Source organism: Paraburkholderia sp. Ac-20336 (assembly GCF_017105025.1).
Classification (GTDB): domain Bacteria; phylum Pseudomonadota; class Gammaproteobacteria; order Burkholderiales; family Burkholderiaceae; genus Paraburkholderia.
Genome location: NZ_JAAGPS010000005.1, coordinates 128,075 through 149,447, shown reverse-complemented (window position 1 = coordinate 149,447; position 21,373 = coordinate 128,075). Strand labels below are relative to the sequence as shown.

The window sequence follows — 21,373 nt, the reverse complement described above, 5'->3', positions numbered from 1 at the left end:
GTGGTTATTCTCATTGGCCATTTATGGGTCAAGCACGCCCTGCACGCCGTCGGCCACAAGATTCACGCCGACCACGAGCGAGGCGATCGCGCCCGCCGTGAACACGACGGTCCACCAGGCGCCGCCTGCCATCAGCGTGTACGACTCCGACAGCGCGAGCCCCCAGTCGGCCGACGGCGGCTGGATGCCGAAGCCGAGGAACGACAGCGTCGCGACCGCGAAGATCGCATAGCCGAGCCGCACGGTTGCCTCGACGACGATCGGCGGCAGCACGTTCGGCAGGATCTCCGCGAACATGATGTAGGGCGCGCGTTCGCCGCGCAGTTGCGCGGCGGCCACGTAGTCGAGATGGCGTTCCGCGAACACGGCGGCGCGCACGGTGCGCGCGGTGATCGGCGTGAACGTGAGGCCGATCACGACGATCACCGTGAGATTCGAGGCGCCGAGCGCGGCGAGCGCGAGCAATGCGACGATCACGAGCGGCAGCGCGAGCACTGCGTCGATCGCGCGGCCCACGAGATGGTCGACCCAGCCCTCGAAGTAGCCGACGACGAGCCCGAGCGCGGTGCCGGCAGCGGTGCCGAGCAAGGTCGCGAGCGGCGCGATCGTGAGGATGTCGCGCGCGCCGACGATCACGCGCGAGAACACGTCGCGGCCGAGCTGATCGGTGCCGAACCAGTGCGTGCGATCGGGCGGCGTGAGCGAGTTGAGCGGATCGGATGCGTAGGGATCGAGATGCACGAGCCACGGCCCGGCCATCGCGCAGCCGATCCACCACGCGACGATCAGCGCGCCCACGACGAAGGTCGGCGAGCGCAGCAGCAGAAGCAAGTGTTGATAGCGCGGTTGATTGCGGTTGTGCGATGCGGAGCCGGGCGTGCCCGGCACAGGCGGTGTGGGCGGCGCAGGCGAAGCCGGCGGCATGGACGGCGGCACTGAGGGTGGTGGCACCGATGGCGGCACAGTCGCGCTCATTCGCCGTTCCTCACACGCAGCCGCGGATCGAGCAGCACATGCACGGCATCGGCGACGAGATTCGCAAGCGTATAGACCACGCCGATCGTCAGCACGCCCGCTTCGAGCATCGGAAAGTCCTTCGCCTTGGCTGCGTTGTAGATCAGCGAGCCGATGCCGGGGTAGTGGAACAGCGTCTCGACCACGACGAGTCCGCCGATCATGTAGCCGAGCTGCGTTGCGGCTACCGTGACGGTCGGCAGCAGCGCATTGCGCAGCACGTGCCGCCAGATCACGACGTGGCGCGGCAGGCCCTTGAGGATGGCGGTGCGCGTGTAGTCGGCGTCGAGCGCTTCGACGGTGCCCGCGCGCGCCATCCGCGCGATATAGCCGAAGAACACGAACACAAGCGGCAGCACCGGCAGCACGAGATGCCTCAACTGCTCGAACACGCTCGCGTCGGGTGCATACGACGCTTCGATCGGCAGCCAGCGCAGCCACACGCCGAACACCAGAATCAGCACGATCGACGATACGAACTCCGGCACCACCGTCGCCGACAAACCCGCGATGCTGATCGCGCGATCGAGCCAGCGTCCCGCATGCATCGCCGACCACACGCCGCCCGCGATGCCGAGCGGCACGACGACGATGAAGGCGAGGAAGCCGAGCTTGGCCGAATGTGCGAGCGCGTCGGCGATAAACGGCCCGACCGGTTCGCGATACGCGTACGAAAGTCCCATGTCGCCGCGCACGACATGCGTGATCCAGTCGACGTACTGCGTGAGCAGCGGCAGATCCGCGCCGAGCTGGTGATTGAGCGCGGCGACCGCGCGCGCATCGGCGAGCGGGCCCAGCACCGCGCGGCCGATATCGCCGGGCAGCAACTGGCCGCCCGCGAACACGATCAGCGACAGCAGCCACAGCGTAATCAGCGAGAGGCTCGCGCGCGTCGCGAGAAAACGCGCGACACGGCTCGCATGGCCGTGTGCCGCCGCTCGCGATGATGAAGGGGACGCCGTGGCCGACATCGTGAACTCCTGCGAAAACGTGCGGTGCCTAAGCGCGCGGTGCCTAAGTGTTCAGGCCGGGTACTCGAGCCATGTGCTCAAGCGCTCAGCGTCGCGCGGTCGAAATACAGTTGCGCGAGCGCGGTGAAGCGCACGCCGTTCACGCCCTTGCGCATCGCGATCAACTGATCGTAGAAGAACGGAATGATGACCGGCGTTTCGTCGAGCAGCAGCGTCTGGATCTGCCCGGAGATTTTCCTTTGCGTGGCAAGGTCGAGCGCCGCGACGAATTGCGCGACCAGCCGGTCGTATTGCGGATTCCTGAAATGCGCCGCGTTCCATGTGCCGTTGCTCGTGAGCGGCGCGTTGAGGAACACGTTCGGCACGCCGCGATGGCCGTAGTCGGTGATGCCGAGCGGCGAGTCGAGCCAGTCGGATTTGCCGGGCGTGCCCGCGCCGTAATAGAGCGACTGGCTTTCGACCTTCAGGTTGATGCGCACGCCGATCGCTTTCGCCGCGTTCTGCACGACCACGGCGAGGTCGGGAATCTCCATGTATTTTTCGGTGGTCAGCGTGACGTCGAAGCCGTTTGGCACGCCGGCCTGCGCGAGCAGTTGCTTCGCCCTCGCGACGTCGATTTTGCGTTGCGGCACACCTGCATCCGACGACGGAAACACCGGCGCGAACGGGCTGTCGTTGCCGGCTTGAGCGCGGCCCTTGAAGAGACCGCGCACCAGCACGTCGCGATCGATCGACAGCGCAAGCGCCTCGCGTACGCGTTTGTCCTTGAAGAGCGGGCTATCGTTGCGCATATGAATCTGCCGATGGGCGCTCGACTTCACGCCGACCGCCTTGTAGTCGGGATTGTTCAGAATGCCTGCGCCGCCCTGCACGGTGAAGGTGCCCATCACGTCGGCCTGATGGCCTTGCAACGCGAGCAGCTGCGCCTGCTCGTCGGCGTAGAAGGTGAACTGCACGTGTTGCGGTAACGCTTTTTCGCCCCAATAGTCGGGATTGCGTACGAACGATGCGCCGACCTTCGGCTGATACTTTTCCAGCCTGAACGGACCCGTGCCGATAAAGCTCTTTTCGTAATTGCCCGCGTAGTTGGCGGGCAGGATCACGGCGTTGTAGTTGTCCGAGGAAACGTAGTACGGGAAATTGCCGTTCGGCGCATCGAGATGGAACTCGACCGTGTGTTCGTCGATAACCTTTGCGCCGCCTTTCGACAGCACGCCCTTCAATACCGAGAGCGCGGCCGAGCCGCTGGCCGGATCGGCGAGACGGTCGAAGGTGGCGGCCACGTCCTTCGCGCCGAAGTGCTGGCCGTCGTGGAATTTGACGTTCGGGCGCAGCTTGAAGGTCCACACGTCGCCCTTGTCGTTCGGCTTCCACGACAGCGCGAGCGCGGGCTTCAGCATGAGCTTTTCGCCGTCGTCGTCGATCAGGAATTCGCCGGTCTGGTTCAGCAGCGCGAGGCTCGCCGCGTCGGTCACGGTGAGCGGGTCGACCGCGCCAGCGGGCGTCAGATGCGCGACGCGGATCGTCTGGTTCGATGGGGCCGCCGTGCCCTGTGCGTTCTGCGCGCTCTGTGCATCGGCACGCGGCGTGTCGAGCAGGCCGCCGCCCACGAGCGACAGGCCGATCACGCTCGCGTAACGCAGCAATTCGCGCCGCGTGAGGCGGCCGGCCAGGAATTCATCGATGGCATGGTTGCCGTAGGCGTCGGCGGTGCGGCGGGCTGCTTGCAGTGGCGCATGAGGTTCCGCATGGGAGGCGGGAAGTCGGTCCGCGGGCGTTTTCATCGATGGCGTGTCCAGTCCATTCTGCTGCCGGTTCGGAAGACGTCGCGCGAGCCGCGCGACAGCGCGAGGTGCAGCGCGCTTTCAGCGCCCGTGGCGTCGAGCCTCGGCGCCCGACGAAAGCGCAATGCTGCGCAAAGCGGTTTCAGTGTAAGCGATTGCTTGCGGCTGCGGCGCCCGACGAAAGCGCAATGCTGCGCAAAGCGGTTTCAGTGTAAGCGATTGCTTGCGGCTGCGGCGCGCTTGCGCCGCCGTGGGCTTGCCGATCGGCCGATAACGGCGTGGTGGTGTGTCGTCGCTGCAACGGTAGCACGGCGTGGGCCACGGTGATCGCTAGCGCCGCGCGGCATGGCGGCAGGCGTTCGGCGCGAGCGCGAATGGATCGCCCGAATGGATCACCCCTAACGCGCTGGAATCCTGACCGATTGCATCATGCGTGCAGCGGGATTGACAGCAAGCACCGCGCATCGCAAGTGCTGTAGGCTGCCCCCCGCGCGCTTTAGCGATCGTGCGGATGCTTGTGAATCGGATCGACCCAGTACACCGTCTCGGGCTGTTCGACCGCGTCGATGTTCAGATTGACCACGACCGCTTCATTGTCGCTGCGCACGAGCACGCATTCGAGCGGTGCGTCGGTGCTCGCGTTGATCTCCTGATGCGGCACGTAGGGCGGCACGAAGATGAAGTCGCCGGGGCCCGCTTCGGCGGTGAATTCGAGGTGCTCGCCCCAACGCATGCGTGCCTGGCCGCGTACCACGTAGATCACGCTTTCGAGCGCGCCGTGATGATGCGCGCCGGTCTTCGCGTTCGGATGGATCGTCACGGTGCCGGCCCAGATCTTCTGCGCGCCGACGCGCGCCGCGTTGATCGCGGCGGCGCGATTCATGCCGGGCGTCTGCGCGGTGTTGGCATCGAGCTGATCGCCGCGGATGACCTTCACGCCGTGCTCGCGCCAGTCGACCTGCGCGGCGGCCTCGTGCTCGGCCCGGTAATGCGGATGTTCGTGCTCGTGGCTCATGGTGTCTCCTTGCGGGCGTGGGTGCCGCGTTCGAGTCCTGCGCTGCGGTCGTGGCCTGATCGATGCCGGTGTTGCATGGCCGTTCGACATTCTGGCACGTTCGGAACACGCACGCGTAGTGTGACGAGGCGGGCAGCAGGGGCCCGACCGCGCACATCGACGAAGAACCGAAAAAAAGCCCGCTCACGGGGAGCGGGCTTCGAGCCGTTGGTATCGGCGGTGGCATTGCGGCTGCGGTGAAGCGCGGCAAGGGCTGCCTTGCCGCACTCCTCAATGCCACCGGGCCAGCATCATTGCTTCTTCGCGTTGATCACCGCTTCGGCGACGTTGCTCGGCGTTTCGGCGTAGTGCTTGAATTCCATCGTGTAGGTCGCTCGGCCCTGGGTGGCCGAGCGCAGCGAGGTCGAATAGCCGAACATCTCGGCGAGCGGCACTTCCGCGCGCACGAGCTTGCCGCCGCCGCCCGCGATGTCTTCCATGCCCTGCACCATGCCGCGCCGGCTCGACAGATCGCCCATCACGTTGCCCATGAAGTCCTCGGGTGTTTCCACCTCGACGGCCATCATCGGTTCGAGCAGCACGGGCTTCGCCTTGCGCATCGCTTCCTTGAATGCCATCGAGCCGGCCATGCGGAACGCGTTTTCGTTCGAGTCGACGTCATGGTACGAACCGAAGGTCAGCGTGACCTTCACGTCGACCACCGGGTAGCCCGCCAGCACACCGGCCTTCAGCGTTTCCACGATGCCTTTGTCGACCGCGGGAATGAATTCGCGCGGAATCACGCCGCCCTTGATCGCATCGACGAACTCGTAGCCCTTGCCTTGCTCCGACGGTTCGAGCGTGATCACCGCGTGACCGTACTGGCCGCGCCCGCCCGACTGCTTGACGAACTTGCCTTCGACGTCCTCGACCTTGTTGCGCACCGTTTCGCGATACGCCACCTGCGGCTTGCCGACGGTCGCTTCCACGCCGAACTCGCGCTTCATGCGGTCGACCAGAATTTCGAGGTGCAACTCGCCCATGCCCGAGATGATCGTCTGTCCGGATTCCTCATCGGTCTGCACGCGGAACGACGGGTCTTCCTGCGCGAGCCGGTTCAGCGCGATGCCCATCTTCTCCTGGTCGGCCTTGGTCTTCGGCTCGACGGCCTGCGAGATCACCGGGTCGGGGAAGATCATCTTTTCGAGGATGATGACGTGGTTAGGATCGCAGAGCGTGTCGCCCGTGGTCGCTTCCTTCAGGCCGACGGCCGCCGCGATGTCGCCCGCGTAGACTTCCTTGATTTCCTTGCGCTCGTTCGCGTGCATCTGCAGGATGCGGCCGAGGCGCTCCTTCTTTTCCTTGATCGCGTTGTAGACCGTGTCGCCCGAATTGACGACGCCCGAGTACACGCGGAAGAAGATCAGCTGGCCGACGAACGGGTCGGTCATGATCTTGAAGGCGAGCGCCGAGAACGGATCGTCGTCGTTCGGATGGCGCTCGATCTCCTTGTCGTGCTCATCGTGGCCGGTGATCGCGGGCACGTCGACCGGCGAGGGCAGATAGTCGATCACAGCGTCGAGCATCGCCTGCACGCCCTTGTTCTTGAACGCGCTGCCGCACAGCATCGGCACGATCTCGTTGGCGATCGTGCGGGCGCGAATGCCGTGCTTGATTTCCTCTTCGGTCAACGGCTCGCCGCCGAGATATTTTTCGAGCAGCGTTTCATTGGCCTCGGCCGCGGATTCGACCATTTTGTCGTGCCATTCCTTCGCGGTGGCCGCGAGTTCAGCCGGAATGTCGCGGTACTCGAACTTGATGCCCTGGCTGTCGTCGTCCCAGAAGATCGCCTTCATCTTGACGAGATCGACCACGCCCTGGAAATGATCTTCCGCGCCGATCGGAATCTGGATCGGCACCGCGACGCCCTTCAGACGATCGCCGATCTGCCGCTGCACGCGGAAGAAGTCCGCGCCGATGCGGTCCATCTTGTTGACGAACGCGATGCGCGGCACCTTGTACTTGTTCGCCTGGCGCCACACGGTTTCCGATTGCGGCTGCACGCCGCCGACCGAGTCGTACACCATGCAGGCACCGTCGAGCACGCGCATCGAGCGCTCGACTTCGATCGTGAAGTCGACGTGCCCCGGGGTGTCGATGATGTTGATGCGATGCTCGGGGTAGTTGCCGGCCATGCCTTTCCAGAACGCCGTGGTGGCCGCCGAGGTGATCGTGATGCCGCGCTCCTGCTCCTGTTCCATCCAGTCCATCGTCGCCGCACCGTCGTGAACCTCGCCGATCTTGTGGGTCACGCCGGTGTAGAACAGGATCCGTTCGGTGGTGGTGGTTTTGCCGGCATCGATGTGAGCGCTGATGCCGATATTCCGGTAGCGCTCGATGGGAGTCTTGCGGGGCACGTGAACCTCCTTGGAATGGCGCGCCTGAAACGCATGCCGGGCGACCGTTGGGCCGCCCGGGGAGTCTGGGTGCTGCTTGATGTGGTGGTGCTTTATCGAGATTACAAGGATAGCGCGTCGGTTGGTCTTTTGCATGAATCGCGCTGGCGGGCGGCAAGCATGCTCGCGCAAGGCGGCGCGGACGAAAAAAAGCCGGCGCCTGGGAAGGGCGCCGGCTTTTTCCGGAAAACGTCGCGGCGATGGGGCGGCCGGGAGGGCTGGGTGAGATGCCCATGGCGTGCCTATGAGGTGCCGCCCAGTTGGTGCTCAGTTGCTGCCTGGGCGCCCCCCGAGATGCGCCACCCGAGCGGCCGGCGGCCCGGCAAGCTGCCGCAGGGGCCGCCAGAATTGCAGCTTACTGCGTGATGCCCGGCACCGGCGGCAAGCCCTGGATCTGCATGCCCGGCTTGATGCCCTTCGACGCGAACCAGCCCTTGCTCATCTCGAGCGCGAACACGCCGTTGTGCGTCGGGCAATGATTGTTGGTGGTCTCGGCCTGCATCTCGTCGAGGTCGGTGATCGTGCCGTCCGCACGCATGAACGCGATCGACAGCGGAATCAGCGTGTTCTTCATCCAGAAGCAGTGGCCGGCGTTCTCGTTGAACACGAATAGCATGCCTTCGTTCGGCGCGAGATTCGTGCGATACATCAAGCCCTGTTCGCGATCCGCATCGTTGGCGGCGACGGCCGCGTCGATCACGAACATGCCGGCGGTCAGCTTGACGCGCGGAAATTCGCCAGGCTGCTTGGCGCCCGGCGGCATCTGCTGCGCATGGGCGGGGGCGGTGGTGGCCGCCAACGAGATGGCCGCGAGCGGCAGTGCAACGGCAACAGCGAAACGCGCCATCAGCGAGCGCATGGAAAATCGCACGGCAGGACTCCTTGCTCAAATTAACTCGCGCATGTTACGCGAGCGCGTGCAAAACAAAAAGGCAGATCGCCTTGCGGTGATCTGCCTTACAACGCCGTAAGAACGGCAATGAAGCGAGTTCTTGACTGCGTTTTTACAAGCAACTTACTCCGAAGCTGCCGAAGCTGCAGCGGCTGCTGCTGCCTTCTTGTGCGCCTTCTTGTGGTGAGCGTGCTTGGTGGCCTTCTTGGCTGCCGAAGCTGCTGCCGGAGCTGCGGGAGCTGCCGAAGCTGCTGCCGGAGCCGAAGCTTGTGCGAATGCTGCCGTTGCGAAGAGGCCAGCGACCAGAGCGGCGATCAGTTTGTTCATTGTGTAGATCCTCAGCTTGAGTTAATTAACCAAATGACCCGGCTTATGTAGAGTCAAGTCGGTAAACGTGCCATCCACCTTTCGGTTGACAGCCGCATCGAACAAATTTCTCGACGCGTCTGCTAGCGTTCGGACTTTCGTATTCGCCGCGCAAACGGCTTATGCAAAGGTCTTTAAGGCTGAATGCCGGATAGCTTCGGCGGCATCTGCGTCGAATAACGCGTCGCGTTGCGCAGCGGTTGACGAGAATTCGCCGGAAAATTTTCATCGCGATGGACTGTCATGACGACCCCTTGCGACGGCATTCGCGAGCGTGCATGTTTCACGTTTCCGGGGCTGCTTCACGGTGTGGTTTCACGCCTGTTTTTATTTGCCGATACAACGGCTTAGGCCAATCGAGGCAAGCGTGAAACACTCACGATACGCATGACGTCCCCCCGTATTCGCGCATTTACACGATACCGTCCCATGGCGCGTTCGCCGGCAACTCGATGCTCTCTCCCGGCGCGAGACCCAGCGAAAAAATGTCCAGCGCACCGACGCCGACGCGCACGAGGCGCAGCGTCGGAAAGCCGACCGCGGCGGTCATGCGGCGCACCTGGCGGTTCTTGCCTTCGGTGATCGCGAGTTCGATCCACGTGGTCGGGATCGCGGCGCGGTGGCGGATCGGCGGCGTGCGAGTCCATAGCGTGCTCGCCGGCTCTATATGATTCGCGCGACAGGGGCGTGTCACGTAGTCGCCGAGATCGACGCCGCGTGCAAGCTTCTTTAGCGCGACCTCGTCGATCGCGCCTTCGACCTGCGCCCAATAGCGTTTAACGAGCTTATGACGCGGCTCGGCGATACGCGCCTGCAATGCGCCGTCGTCGGTGAGAAGCAGCAGGCCTTCGCTATCGGAATCGAGCCGGCCCGCCGGATAGACGCCGGGCACCTTGACCCAGTCGGCGAGCGAGGCACGCGTTTCATGCGGCGAGAATTGACAGATGGTGCCGAACGGCTTGTTCAGGGCGAGAAGGCGCATACGGGAAAGAAGAGTCGGCGGACCAGGGCGCGGCGGCGTATCGAAACGTATCGAAGCGCGCCAATGCACGCTCATGCACGTCAATGCACGTCGCGGCAACGTCACACGATGTGCCGATCGTGCCGCGTGAAGTTTCGGCGACGGCAGCCGGCCGCATCGCGGGCGCCGGCCGTTGCGCTCAGGGTCCGGTTAGGGATGGCGCAATGATAATGCATAAACCGGCATCGCCATTCTTATGTCTTATAGAAGAGTGAGGCTCGCAGCCGCGTTCGTCCATGTTGGAAAACCCCGAGCCATGGCCGTTTCGACGCGCGCGAGGCGTGGGCTAGAATAGCGGCCAGGCCGCTCGCGAGCGTCCGGCATTGCGCGGCGAGGGGCGCCCCCTTTCGCAGTCTCCCATCAGCTTTTCACAGCTTTCACTGGAGTCCGATCATGCCGTATCAGCACATCAAGGTTCCGACCGGTGGCGACAAGATCACTGTCAACGCCGATTTCTCGCTCAATGTCTCCGACCAGCCGATCATCCCGTTTATCGAGGGCGACGGCACCGGTCTGGACATCACGCCGGTCATGATCAAGGTCGTGGACGCGGCGGTCGGGAAGGCGTACGCGGGCAAGAAGAAAATCCACTGGATGGAAATCTACGCGGGCGAGAAGGCGACCAAGGTGTACGGCCCGGACGTGTGGCTGCCCGAAGAAACGCTGCAGGCGGTGAAGGAATACATCGTCTCGATCAAGGGGCCGCTCACTACGCCGGTCGGCGGCGGTATCCGCTCGCTGAACGTCGCGCTGCGCCAGGAGCTGGACCTCTATGTGTGCCTGCGGCCGGTGCAGTACTTCAAGGGCGTGCCGTCGCCGGTGCGCGAGCCCGAGAAGACCAATATGGTGATCTTCCGCGAGAACTCGGAAGACATCTACGCCGGCATCGAATGGGCGGCCGAATCGGAGCAGGCGAAGAAGGTCATCAAGTTCCTGCGCGAAGAAATGGGCGTGAAGAAGATCCGCTTCCCGGATTCGTCGGGCATCGGCATCAAGCCGGTGTCGCGCGAAGGCACCGAGCGTCTCGTGCGCAAGGCGATCCAGTATGCGATCGACAATGAGCGCCGGTCGGTCACGCTGGTGCACAAGGGCAACATCATGAAGTTCACCGAAGGCGCGTTCCGCGACTACGGCTATGCGCTCGCGCAGAAGGAATTCAACGCGGAGCTGATCGACGGCGGCCCGTGGATGAAGGTCAGGAATCCGAAGACGGGCGGCGACATCGTCGTGAAGGACGTGATCGCCGACGCGTTCCTGCAGCAGATCCTGCTGCGCCCGGCCGAATACGACGTGATCGCGACGCTGAACCTGAACGGCGACTACGTTTCGGACGCGCTCGCCGCGCAGGTCGGCGGCATCGGCATCGCGCCGGGCGCGAACCTGTCGGATTCGGTGGCGATGTTCGAGGCGACGCATGGCACCGCGCCGAAATACGCCGGTAAGGATTACGTGAATCCGGGTTCGGAAATTCTCTCGGCGGAAATGATGCTGCGCCATCTCGGCTGGTTCGAGGCGGCGGACCTGATTATCGGCTCGATGGAAAAATCGATCCTGCAAAAACGTGTCACTTACGATTTTGCGCGCCTGATGGAAGGCGCGACCCAGGTATCGTGCTCAGGATTTGGGCAGGTGATGATCGAGAATATGTAATTCATGCGCTGGAATTATCCAGCGCGCATTAATGGCTTGACTGGAATACCCCGGCGCGATTACGCGGCCGGGGTATTTTTCTGGAAATCGTATCCGGTTTTTTACGGCCGGAATATCGGCGGCGGCCGGTATCGAATGACGCTGGATTTTCAGCATCGTTTTTTTGCATCGCTTCTCAACACCGAATCGCACCGCATAAAAAGAAACCCGGCGTGCAGCCGGGTTTCAAAAAGGACGGGGACGAACCGCCTCAGGCAGGTGCCTGAATGTTCGAAGCCTGTTTTCCTTTCGGGCCTTGCACGACTTCGAAGGTGACCTTCTGGCCTTCCTTCAGCGTCTTGAAGCCATTCATCTGGATGGCCGAGAAGTGTGCAAACAGATCCTCGCCACCCTCGTCAGGCGTGATGAATCCGAAACCCTTTGCGTCGTTAAACCATTTGACCGTACCAGTTGCCATTCCAACTTCCCCTGTTACTCATGTGACCACCACGAGCCCCTCGAAAAGCCACGACCACACGAGGCAGCCGCTCCCTCCTCACAAGCTCACCATCGGCATTTTTTCGAAATTATGGCTTGGTGAAAAAAGTGCCAGCTTGATTGTTGAGGCTCTTTATTCGAGTGTCAAGAAAATTTTGAGACGCCGTTGTCGCATTGCAAACAGGCTGCTTTCCAGGGGTTTTTCCCGCTTCCGTTATGTGCGGTTGCGCAAGCGTCGCGTCTTGAAAAGTCGCATAATCGACTCACATGCTGGACTGGGGCCGGGCCGCCGGGAGTGCCCGCGGCGCGTGCCCCCCACCGGCTCCGGCAGGTTATGCGATACTCGATCCGACCGCGGCGCAGCAACATCGCGCGGCATCACAGGATAGGGGCCGGCTCCGCAATCGGCCCGTCGACAACGCGCGGGCGCGGGCGGTCATGACGAAGTCATGACCGGCTGTCCGCAGCGAACGGGGGCATCGGCCGCTGGCCGGGTTTTGACAGGATTGCGGGCCTGTCCTAGTTGTTTAGAATGGGTGTATGGCGATTATCCCGGACAAGCAGGACGGCACCGTACTGGAGCGGCAGGAGCAGAAACTCAAGCCGCCGTCCATGTACAAGGTAGTGCTGCTGAATGACGACTTCACGCCGATGGAATTTGTCGTGATGATCGTGCAGGAATATTTCAATAAAGATCGTGAAACCGCAACGCAGGTCATGTTGAAGGTTCATCGCGAAGGCAGGGGAGTTTGTGGGGTCTATACGCGGGACATCGCGTCGACCAAAGTCGAGCAAGTCGTTACCCACGCACGGCAGGCCGGGCATCCGCTGCAGTGTGTGATGGAGGAAGCATGATTGCCCAGGAACTGGAAGTCAGCCTGCACATGGCGTTCATGGAAGCACGCCAGGCAAGGCACGAGTTCATAACGGTCGAACATCTTTTGCTCGCCCTGTTGGATAACCCGACGGCGGCGGAGGTGTTGCGTGCATGCGCGGCCAATATCGAGGATCTGCGCCAGAACCTGCGCAACTTCATTCATGACAACACGCCGACCGTGCCGGGCACGGACGACGTCGATACGCAGCCCACGCTGGGTTTCCAGCGTGTGATCCAGCGCGCGATCATGCATGTGCAGTCCACCTCGAACGGCAAGAAGGAAGTGACCGGCGCGAACGTGCTGGTCGCGATCTTCGGCGAGAAGGACTCGCATGCGGTGTACTACCTGCAGCAGCAGGGCGTCACGCGCCTGGACGTGGTCAATTTCATCTCGCACGGCATCGCCAAGACGAGCAGTTCGGACGCCGCGAAAGCGAGCGACGCGAACGCCGAGGCCGACGAGGCCGCCGCGCAGAAAGAAACGCCGCTCGCCCAGTTCACCCAGAACCTGAACCAGATGGCGAAGGACGGCCGCATCGATCCGCTGATCGGGCGCGAGTCGGAAGTCGAGCGCGTGGTGCAGGTGCTGTGCCGCCGGCGCAAGAACAATCCGTTGCTGGTCGGCGAGGCGGGCGTCGGTAAAACCGCGATCGCCGAAGGGCTCGCCTGGCGCATCACGCGCGGCGAAGTGCCGGACATTCTGGCGGATGCGCAGGTGTATTCGCTCGACATGGGCGCGCTGCTTGCGGGCACCAAGTATCGCGGCGACTTCGAGCAGCGCCTGAAGACGGTGCTGAAGGAATTGAAGGAGCGTCCGCACGCGATTCTGTTCATCGACGAAATTCATACGCTGATCGGCGCGGGCGCCGCGTCGGGCGGTACGCTCGATGCCTCGAACCTGCTGAAGCCGGCGCTCTCGTCGGGCACGCTGAAGTGCATCGGCGCGACCACGTTCACCGAATATCGCGGCATCTTCGAGAAGGACGCGGCGCTGTCGCGTCGTTTCCAGAAGGTCGACGTGACCGAGCCGACCGTCGAGCAGACGGTGGCGATCCTGCGCGGGCTCAAGTCGCGCTTCGAAGAGCACCACGGTGTCAAGTATTCGTCGGGTGCGCTGTCGGCGGCGGCTGAGCTGTCGGCGCGCTTCATCACCGACCGCCACCTGCCGGACAAGGCGATCGACGTGATCGACGAAGCGGGCGCGGCGCAGCGCATTCTGCCGAAATCGAAGCAGAAGAAGACGATCGGCAAGAACGAGATCGAGGAAATTATCTCGAAGATCGCGCGCGTGCCGGCGCAAAGCGTCTCGCAGGACGATCGCAGCAAGCTGCAGACGCTCGACCGCGACCTCAAGAGCGTGGTGTTCGGGCAGGACCCGGCCATCGACGCGCTGTCGGCCGCGATCAAGATGGCGCGCGCGGGCCTCGGCAAGCTCGACAAGCCGATCGGCGCGTTCCTGTTCTCGGGTCCGACCGGGGTCGGCAAGACGGAAGTGGCGAAGCAGCTCGCGTTCACGCTCGGCATCGAGCTGATCCGCTTCGACATGTCGGAATACATGGAGCGTCATGCGGTGAGCCGGCTGATCGGCGCGCCGCCGGGCTACGTCGGTTTCGACCAGGGCGGCCTGCTGACCGAAGCGATCACGAAGAAGCCGCATTGCGTGCTGCTGCTCGACGAAATCGAGAAGGCACATCCGGACATCTTCAACGTGCTGCTGCAGGTGATGGACCACGGCACGCTGACCGACAACAACGGCCGCAAGGCGGACTTCCGCAACGTCATCATCATCATGACGACGAACGCGGGCGCCGAGGCGATGGGCAAGTCGGTGATCGGCTTCACGAACCGCCGCGAGGCGGGCGACGAGATGGTCGACATCAAGCGCATGTTCACGCCAGAGTTCCGTAACCGTCTGGATGCGACGATCAGCTTCCGCTCGCTCGATGAGGAAATCATCATGCGCGTGGTCGACAAGTTCCTGATGCAGCTCGAAGACCAGTTGCACGAGAAGAAGGTCGACGCGCTCTTCACCGACGCGCTGCGCAAGCATCTCGCGAAACACGGTTTCGATCCGCTGATGGGCGCGCGGCCGATGCAGCGTCTGATCCAGGACATGATCCGGCGCGCGCTCGCCGACGAACTGCTGTTCGGCAAGCTGATGAACGGCGGCCGGGTGACGGTCGACGTCGATGCCGAAGACAAGGTGCAGTTGACCTTCGACGAGCATCCGGCGCCGCGCAATCCGAATCCGGAAGCGGTGGAAGTGGAGTGATGTTGGTGAGGTCGGCGTGGCCGGTGTGGCGTCAAGCCGGCTAAACGACCAAAGACCAGAAGCAGAACGGCGCGGGTTTTATCCCGCGCCGTTTTTTTATGCTCCGTTTACGCTCCGGTTTTCCGCTGGCCGGGTGCGCTGAAAAACGCGGCAGCCGCGTCGCGCCGCGGCAGTCAGGCAATCAGTGCTTGCCGGTGCTGCCGAATCCGCCCGCGCCGCGCGCGCTTTCCTCGAAGTCATCGACGATATTGAACTCGGCCTGCACGACCGGCACGATCACCAGTTGCGCGAGGCGTTCCATCGGATTCAGCACGAACGTCGTTGCTCCGCGATTCCACGTCGAAATCATCAGTTGCCCCTGGTAATCGGAATCGATCAGGCCGACCAGATTGCCGAGCACGATGCCGTGCTTATGCCCGAGACCCGAGCGCGGCAGAATCAGCGCCGCATAACCGGGATCGCCGACGTGAATCGCGAGGCCGGTCGGCACCAGCGCGGTTTCGCCCGGTTTCAGCGTCAGCGGTTCGTCGAGGCAGGCGCGCAGATCGAGGCCGGCGCTGCCGGTCGTCGCGTAGGCGGGAAGCTGTTCGCGCATGCGCTCATCGAGAATCTTCAGGTCGAGTTTCATTCGGGTTCGATCGGGAATGTTGGGGTTGTCGTGGTCGTTGGGATGGACGGCGGGCAGGGGCACGGAGGTGCCGCCCATCAAGCCGCCGGATGCGAGCCGAGCTGGAACGCCTCGGCGAGAAGTTCATAGGAGCGCAGCCGCGCGCGATAACTGCCGGTGACCGTGAGCACCATCAGTTCGTCGGCCTGGAACTGCTCCTGCAAATCCGCGAGCCGCTCGGTGACGCGCTCCGGCGTGCCGATGATGCTGCGTGGTTTTTCGCGGTCGATCACGAGCCGTTCGCGCTCGCCGTACTCCTGCGCGACGCCTTGTTCGATCGTCGGAATCGGCTCGTTCAGGCCGTACGCCATTTGCACGCGGCGCAGATCGACGGCTTTTTCGAGGTCGGCGGCTTCCTGGTCGGTGTCGGCGCAGATCACGAAAACCGCCGCGGCGAGATACGGCTGCGACGCTTCCACGCTCGGCTGGAAACGCTCGCGATACGCGAGCGCGACCTGTCTGCCGAAATGCGCATTGATGAAATGCGCGAACGAGAAACGAATGCCGAGCTGCGCCGCGAGCAGGCCGCCGAATTCGCTCGAACCGAGCATCCACAGTTGCGGGCGCGTATCGATTTGCGGTTGCAGCAGCACGCCTTGCGCGAGGTGATCGGCGGGGAGCGTGCCGTGCATGAGCCCGAGCAGATCGGCAACCTGCTGCGGGAAAATTTCGCCGCGATTGTAGGCGCCGGCGGCCACCGCCTGCGCGGTGCGCATATCGCCGCCCGGCGCGCGTCCGACGCCGAGGTCGATACGGTTCGGGAACAGCGCTTCGAGCATCATGAACTGCTCGGCGACCTTGAACGGACTGTAGTACGGCAGCATCACGCCGCCGGAGCCGAGGCGAATGCGTTTCGTCACGCTGCCGAGGCGCGCCAGCATCACTTCGGGGCAGGGGTTCGACACGCCGCGCAGGCCGTGGTGCTCGGCGCACCAGTAGCGCGTGTAGCCGAGGTCGTCGGCGAGCTGCGCGAGTTCGACCGTGGCGGCGATGGCGTCCGCCACCGAGTGCCCGGAGATCACCGGCGTTTGATCGAGCACGGAAAGTAGCGTCATGTCAGTAGTGCTCCAGATGATTCCGGCCACGAGTCAGCGTAGTCAGCGCCGACAGCAGCCATGCGGGCTCGCCGCCGTTTGCCTTCAGCGCCCCGGGCCGGTGTCGGGCAGGCGCCCGGCGATCTTGGCGATCAGCGCGCGCGCGAGCGTCTGCTTGTCGGCGCGCGGCAGTCTGGTGGCGCTGCCTGCTTCGAACAGGATCACTTCGTTGTCGTCGAGCCCGAACGTCAGCGGGCCCAGGTTGCCGATCAGCAGCGGCACGTTCTTGCGCGCGCGTTTTTCCTCGCCGTGGACTTCGAGGTTGCCGCTTTCTGCGGCGAAACCGACCGTGAACGGCGGCTTCGGCAACTTGGCGACCGCGGCGAGGATGTCCGGATTCTCGACGAACGAGAAGCTCGGCAGCGTGCGCTCGGAGGTCTTCTTGATCTTCTGTTCGCTGACGTGATCGACGCGCCAGTCGGCCACGGCGGCGACGCCGATGAACACGTCCGCGTCGGCGACAGCCCGCATCACCGCGTCGTGCATCTGCTGCGCGGTTTGCACGTCTTCGCGCAACACGCCCCACGGCGTGTCGAGCGCGACCGGACCGGCCACCAGGTGTACCTCGGCGCCGGCCTGCTGCGCGGCGCGCGCGAGCGCGAAGCCCATCTTGCCGCTCGAACGGTTCGTGATGCCGCGCACCGGATCGAGAGGCTCAAAGGTCGGCCCGGCGGTCAGCAGCACACGGCGGCCGGCGAGGATTTTCGGCGCGAAGAACGACGCGATCGCTTCATAGGTCGCGGCTGCTTCGAGCATGCGCCCGTCGCCCACTTCGCCGCAGGCCTGCGGACCCGAATCGGGGCCGAGCACCTCGATGCCGTCCGCGCGCAGTTGCGCGACGTTGCGTTGCGTGGCCGGGTTCTGCCACATCTGCCGGTTCATCGCCGGCACGACGAGCAGCGGGCAGTCGCGCGCGACACATAGCGTCGAGAGCAGATCGTCGGCCATGCCGTGCGCGAGTTTGGCGAGGAAGTCGGTCGAGGCGGGCGCGATCACGATCGCGTCGGCTTCGCGCGACAGATCGATGTGCGCCATGTTGTTCGGCACGCGACCGTCCCACTGGCTCGTGTAGACGGGCCGGCCCGAGAGCGCCTGCATCGTGACGGGAGTGATGAACTGGGTGGCCGCTTCGGTCATGACGACCTGCACGGTCGCGCCCGCCTTGGTCAGCAGACGCGTGAGTTCGGCGATCTTGTAGCAGGCGATGCCGCCCGTCATGCCGAGGACGAGGTGTTTGCCTGCGAGTTCTGCGGTTGCCAACGAAAGCCTCCGACAAAGCATGATGGCGCCCGGCGGCGCAAGGGCGCGGTGGTGTTACCCGTCACCCGTTGCCGCTGCCGTGCGTTTCAAACCCGACGCGCCGCGCGGCCGTGCCTCGCGTCGGTGGCGTCAGCGTGATGAACCGCGCACGCGCCGTAGCTCGTCGATCACGAGCAGGATCGCGCCGATCGTGATCGCGCTGTCGGCGAGATTGAACGCCGGCCAGTGCCAGCCGCCCACGTGGAAATCGAGAAAGTCGATCACGTGGCCGTAGGCGAGCCGGTCGATCACGTTGCCGAGCGCGCCGCCGAGAATCAGCGCGAGCGCCGTGCAGAACATTTTCTGCCCGCTATGCCGCTTGAGCAGATAGCAGATCACGAGCGCGGCGACCACGCCGAGCGCGGTGAACGCCCAGCGCTGCCAGCCGCCCGCCATCGCGAGGAAGCTGAACGCGGCGCCGCGGTTGTACACGAGGATCAGGTTGAAAAACGGCGTGATCTCGTGCGGCACACCGTAGGCGAACACCTTGCGGACCGCGATTTTCGTCAACTGGTCGAACAGGATGACGATCAGCGCGATGCCGAGCCAGGGGGCCAGCGAACCGCTTCGGGCCGATGTTTTCGAGATGCTTCCCGCCATTATGCCGCGCTCCTCGTTTCGCCATTGCCGAACAGATTACTGAAGCAGCGGCCGCACAGCGACGGATGCTCGGCGATCGTGCCGACGTCCGGGCGATAGTGCCAGCAGCGCTCGCACTTCAGATACTTCGAGGCGATCACCTCGACGCTTTCGTCCGCTTCGCTGTCCACCTTCACGACCTCCGCCGCCGACGTGATCAGCACGAACTTGAGGTCTTCGCCGAGGCTCGCGAGCGCGTCGTAACGCGCGCCGCTCGCGCGGATTTCGACTTCGGCCTGCAGCGACGAGCCGATCAGGTTCGCCACGCGGGCCTCTTCGAGCGCCTTCGTCACGTCGCCGCGCGCGGCGCGCAGCAGCGTCCACTTGTCGAGCAGCGCACCCGCGTCCGGCATGGCCGGGAACGCGTGGTAGGTCTCGGTGAAGATGGTTTCGCTATCCGGCTGGAACACCTTCCACGCTTCTTCGGCGGTGAACGACAGGAACGGCGCCATCAGACGCAGCAGACCGTGCGCGATGTGGTAGAGCGCGGTTTGCGCCGAGCGGCGCGCGACCGAATCGGCCGCCGTGGTGTAAAGGCGGTCCTTCAGCACGTCGAGGTAGAAGCCGCCGAGGTCTTCCGAGCAGAACGTCTGCAGCTTCGCGACGACCGGGTGGAACTCGTACTTTTCGTAGTGCGCGAGGATGTCGTTCTGCAGGTTTGCCGAGAGCGCCACCGCGTAACGATCGATTTCGAGCCAGTCTTCGACCGGACGCGCGTGCTGCGCGAAGTCGAAGTCCGACAGATTCGCGAGCAGGAAGCGCAGCGTGTTGCGGATGCGGCGATAGCTTTCCGTCACGCGCTTGAGGATTTCCTCGGAGATCGCGAGTTCGCCTGAGTAGTCGGTCGAGGCGATCCACAGGCGGATGATTTCCGCGCCGAGGCGGTTCGCCACTTCATGCGGATCGATACCGTTGCCGAGCGACTTGCTCATCTTGCGGCCTTCGCCGTCGACGGTGAAGCCGTGCGTGAGCAGCGCGTTGTAGGGCGGACGGCCGTCGAGCATCGAAGCGGTCAGGAGCGACGAGTGGAACCAGCCGCGATGCTGGTCCGAGCCTTCGAGGTACAGGTCGGCCGGGAACTGCAGCTCGTCCTTGTGCGAGCCGCGCAGTACGTGCCAGTGCGTCGTGCCCGAGTCGAACCAGACGTCGAGCGTGTCGCGGTTCTTTTCGTACAGATTCGCGTCGTCGCCGAGCAGCTCGCGCGGATCGAGCGTCTGCCACGCCTCGATGCCCGCCTGCTCGACGCGCTGCGCGACCTGTTCGAGCAGTTCGAGCGTGCGCGGATGCAGCTCGCCGGTTTCCTTGTGCACGAAGAACGCCATCGGCACGCCCCATTGGCGCTGACGCGACAGCGTCCAGTCCGGGCGGTTGGCGATCATGCTGAAGAGGCGCTGCTTGCCCCACGACGGATAGAACGCCGTGTTCTCGATGCCTTCGAGCGCGGTTTCGCGCAGCGTCTTGTCGCTGTCGTTCGGCTTCACGTCCATGCCGGCGAACCACTGCGAGGTGGCGCGATAGATGATCGGCGTCTTGTGGCGCCAGCAGTGCATGTAGCTGTGCGTGTACTTCTCGGTGCGCAACAGCGAACCGGCGCCTTGCAGCGCCTCGACGATCTGCGGATTGGCCGCCCAGATCGACAGGCCGCCGAACAGCGCGAGCGATTCGATGTAGCGGCCGTCGCCCATCACCGGGTTGATGATGTCCGAGTCCGACATGCCGTGCGCCTTGCACGACACGAAGTCTTCCACGCCGTAGGCGGGCGACGAGTGCACGACGCCGGTGCCGGTTTCGGTCGTCACGTAGTCGCCGAGATAGACCGGCGCGGTGCGCTTGTAAGCCGGATGCGCGGACGCGAGCGGATGGTTGAAGCGCAGATTCACGAGCTTCGCGCCCGGCGTGGTCGCGATGACGGTGCCTTCGAGGCCGTAGAGCTTGAGGCACGCCTCGACGCGTTCCTCGGCGAGGATCAGGAGGCCGCGCGGCGTGTCGACGAGCGCGTAAACGATTTCCGGGTGCAGGTTCAGCGCCTGGTTGGCAGGAATGGTCCACGGCGTGGTGGTCCAGATCACGATGCCGCCTTCGCTGCGCGGTAGCGCGGCGAGGCCGAAGGCCTGCGCGGTCTTTTCCGGCTCGGCGAAGCTGAACAGCACGTCGATGGTCGGATCGGTCTTGTCCTTGTACTCGACTTCCGCTTCGGCGAGCGCCGAGCCGCAGTCGAAACACCAGTTGACCGGCTTCAGGCCGCGGAACACGTAGCCCTTTTCCATGATCTTCGCGAGCGCGCGGATTTCACCGGCTTCGTTCACGAAGTTCATCGTCTTGTACGGATTATTCCAGTCGCCGAGCACGCCCAGACGCCGGAAGCCGACCTTCTGCTTTTCGATCTGCTCGGTCGCATAGGCGCGCGCCTTCTGCATCACTTCGGCCGCTGGCAGCGACTTGCCGAACTGCTTTTCGATCTGGATTTCGATCGGCATGCCGTGGCAGTCCCAGCCCGGCACGTAGACCGCGTCGAAGCCCGCGAGATTGCGCGCCTTGACGATCATGTCCTTGAGGATCTTGTTCACCGCGTGGCCGAGGTGGATGTCGCCGTTCGCATACGGCGGGCCGTCGTGCAGAATGAACTTCTTGCGGCCTTTGGAGGCGGCGCGAATCTTCTCGTACACCTTGCGTTCCTGCCAGTCCTTGACCCATTGCGGCTCGCGTTTGGGCAGGTCGCCGCGCATCGGGAACGGCGTGTCGAGCAGGTTGACCGGGTAGCGGGACTGCGGTTTCGAATCGGCTTTCTTGTTGCTCATGATGTGGATGGCGTTGAATTCGTTCTATGCGCAGCGAAGGCGCGGATTGCGCACGATGCGCGAGGAGCGTGGGACGCGCCCGGCAGGCGGCTCGCATGATGC

Annotated in this window: 18 protein-coding genes; 3 read left to right on the top strand and 15 right to left on the bottom strand. The window is 64.0% G+C overall.

Annotated features, from left to right (window positions below; genetic code table 11):
• Positions 1-21: 21 nt before the first annotated feature.
• The 8 genes from GXB81_RS04180 to GXB81_RS04145 all read right to left on the bottom strand — a co-directional run bounded on the left by GXB81_RS04180 (position 22) and on the right by GXB81_RS04145 (position 9,459).
• Complete coding sequence (locus GXB81_RS04180) at positions 22-975, bottom strand: ABC transporter permease (RefSeq protein ID WP_205988452.1); 954 nt, start codon at positions 973-975, stop codon at positions 22-24.
• Positions 972-1,985 (bottom strand): ABC transporter permease, encoded by a 1,014-nt coding sequence (locus GXB81_RS04175; protein WP_205988451.1) that lies wholly within the window; start codon positions 1,983-1,985, stop codon positions 972-974. Before GXB81_RS04175 ends, GXB81_RS04180 begins: the two co-directional genes overlap by 4 nt.
• 77 nt (positions 1,986-2,062) lie before the next feature.
• Positions 2,063-3,769 carry an ABC transporter substrate-binding protein gene (locus GXB81_RS04170; RefSeq protein ID WP_167281652.1) on the bottom strand — a complete coding sequence of 569 codons (1,707 nt, stop codon included), beginning with the start codon at positions 3,767-3,769 and terminating at the stop codon, positions 2,063-2,065.
• Between the two features lie 496 nt (positions 3,770-4,265).
• Positions 4,266-4,784 carry a cupin domain-containing protein gene (locus GXB81_RS04165; RefSeq protein WP_167041090.1) on the bottom strand — a complete coding sequence of 173 codons (519 nt, stop codon included), beginning with the start codon at positions 4,782-4,784 and terminating at the stop codon, positions 4,266-4,268.
• A 290-nt stretch (positions 4,785-5,074) separates the two neighbouring features.
• Positions 5,075-7,180 (bottom strand): elongation factor G, encoded by a 2,106-nt coding sequence (fusA, locus tag GXB81_RS04160; RefSeq protein ID WP_167281650.1) that lies wholly within the window; start codon positions 7,178-7,180, stop codon positions 5,075-5,077.
• Positions 7,181-7,574: 394 nt separating this feature from the next.
• Entirely contained in the window at positions 7,575-8,090 is a 516-nt protein-coding gene (locus tag GXB81_RS04155; RefSeq protein ID WP_167041096.1) for a DUF192 domain-containing protein, read from the bottom strand.
• Between the two features lie 144 nt (positions 8,091-8,234).
• Positions 8,235-8,438 carry a hypothetical protein gene (locus tag GXB81_RS04150; protein ID WP_167281648.1) on the bottom strand — a complete coding sequence of 68 codons (204 nt, stop codon included), beginning with the start codon at positions 8,436-8,438 and terminating at the stop codon, positions 8,235-8,237.
• Between the two features lie 451 nt (positions 8,439-8,889).
• The gene (locus tag GXB81_RS04145; protein WP_167041103.1) at positions 8,890-9,459 is read right to left on the bottom strand and encodes a pseudouridine synthase; all 570 of its coding nucleotides are present in this window, start codon (positions 9,457-9,459) and stop codon (positions 8,890-8,892) included.
• Positions 9,460-9,891: 432 nt separating this feature from the next.
• On the opposite strand from GXB81_RS04145, the gene icd reads away from it, so the two are divergent.
• Entirely contained in the window at positions 9,892-11,148 is a 1,257-nt protein-coding gene (gene icd, locus GXB81_RS04140; protein WP_167041106.1) for an NADP-dependent isocitrate dehydrogenase, read from the top strand.
• Here the strand turns inward: icd and GXB81_RS04135 are convergent.
• Both GXB81_RS04135 and GXB81_RS04130 read right to left on the bottom strand, forming a co-directional pair.
• Positions 11,113-11,304: a hypothetical protein gene (locus tag GXB81_RS04135; RefSeq protein WP_205988450.1), complete on the bottom strand. Its 192-nt coding sequence runs from the start codon at positions 11,302-11,304 to the stop codon at positions 11,113-11,115. The two genes, icd and GXB81_RS04135, sit on opposite strands and share 36 nt — an antisense overlap.
• Before the next feature lie 94 nt (positions 11,305-11,398).
• Positions 11,399-11,605: a cold-shock protein gene (locus tag GXB81_RS04130; protein WP_007180614.1), complete on the bottom strand. Its 207-nt coding sequence runs from the start codon at positions 11,603-11,605 to the stop codon at positions 11,399-11,401.
• A gap of 560 nt (positions 11,606-12,165) precedes the next feature.
• Between GXB81_RS04130 and clpS the strand changes: the two genes are divergently transcribed.
• A complete protein-coding gene (gene clpS / locus GXB81_RS04125; RefSeq protein ID WP_008919570.1) occupies positions 12,166-12,480 on the top strand; it encodes an ATP-dependent Clp protease adapter ClpS in 315 nt (104 codons plus the stop codon).
• Positions 12,477-14,774 carry an ATP-dependent Clp protease ATP-binding subunit ClpA gene (clpA, locus tag GXB81_RS04120; RefSeq protein ID WP_205988449.1) on the top strand — a complete coding sequence of 766 codons (2,298 nt, stop codon included), beginning with the start codon at positions 12,477-12,479 and terminating at the stop codon, positions 14,772-14,774. Before clpS ends, clpA begins: the two co-directional genes overlap by 4 nt.
• A 181-nt stretch (positions 14,775-14,955) precedes the next feature.
• Here the strand turns inward: clpA and dut are convergent, their stop codons facing one another.
• From dut to ileS, 5 genes are all read right to left on the bottom strand, one after another.
• Complete coding sequence (gene dut / locus GXB81_RS04115; protein WP_167041115.1) at positions 14,956-15,402, bottom strand: dUTP diphosphatase; 447 nt, start codon at positions 15,400-15,402, stop codon at positions 14,956-14,958.
• A gap of 77 nt (positions 15,403-15,479) precedes the next feature.
• Positions 15,480-16,496, bottom strand: a complete 1,017-nt coding sequence (locus GXB81_RS04110) for an LLM class flavin-dependent oxidoreductase (protein WP_205988448.1) — start codon at positions 16,494-16,496, stop codon at positions 15,480-15,482.
• An 84-nt stretch (positions 16,497-16,580) separates the two neighbouring features.
• Entirely contained in the window at positions 16,581-17,795 is a 1,215-nt protein-coding gene (gene coaBC, locus GXB81_RS04105; protein WP_205988447.1) for a bifunctional phosphopantothenoylcysteine decarboxylase/phosphopantothenate--cysteine ligase CoaBC, read from the bottom strand.
• Between the two features lie 129 nt (positions 17,796-17,924).
• A complete protein-coding gene (gene lspA, locus GXB81_RS04100) occupies positions 17,925-18,434 on the bottom strand; it encodes a signal peptidase II (RefSeq protein WP_167041125.1) in 510 nt (169 codons plus the stop codon).
• Complete coding sequence (ileS, locus tag GXB81_RS04095; protein ID WP_205988446.1) at positions 18,434-21,271, bottom strand: isoleucine--tRNA ligase; 2,838 nt, start codon at positions 21,269-21,271, stop codon at positions 18,434-18,436. Before ileS ends, lspA begins: the two co-directional genes overlap by 1 nt.
• Positions 21,272-21,373 lie beyond the last annotated feature (102 nt).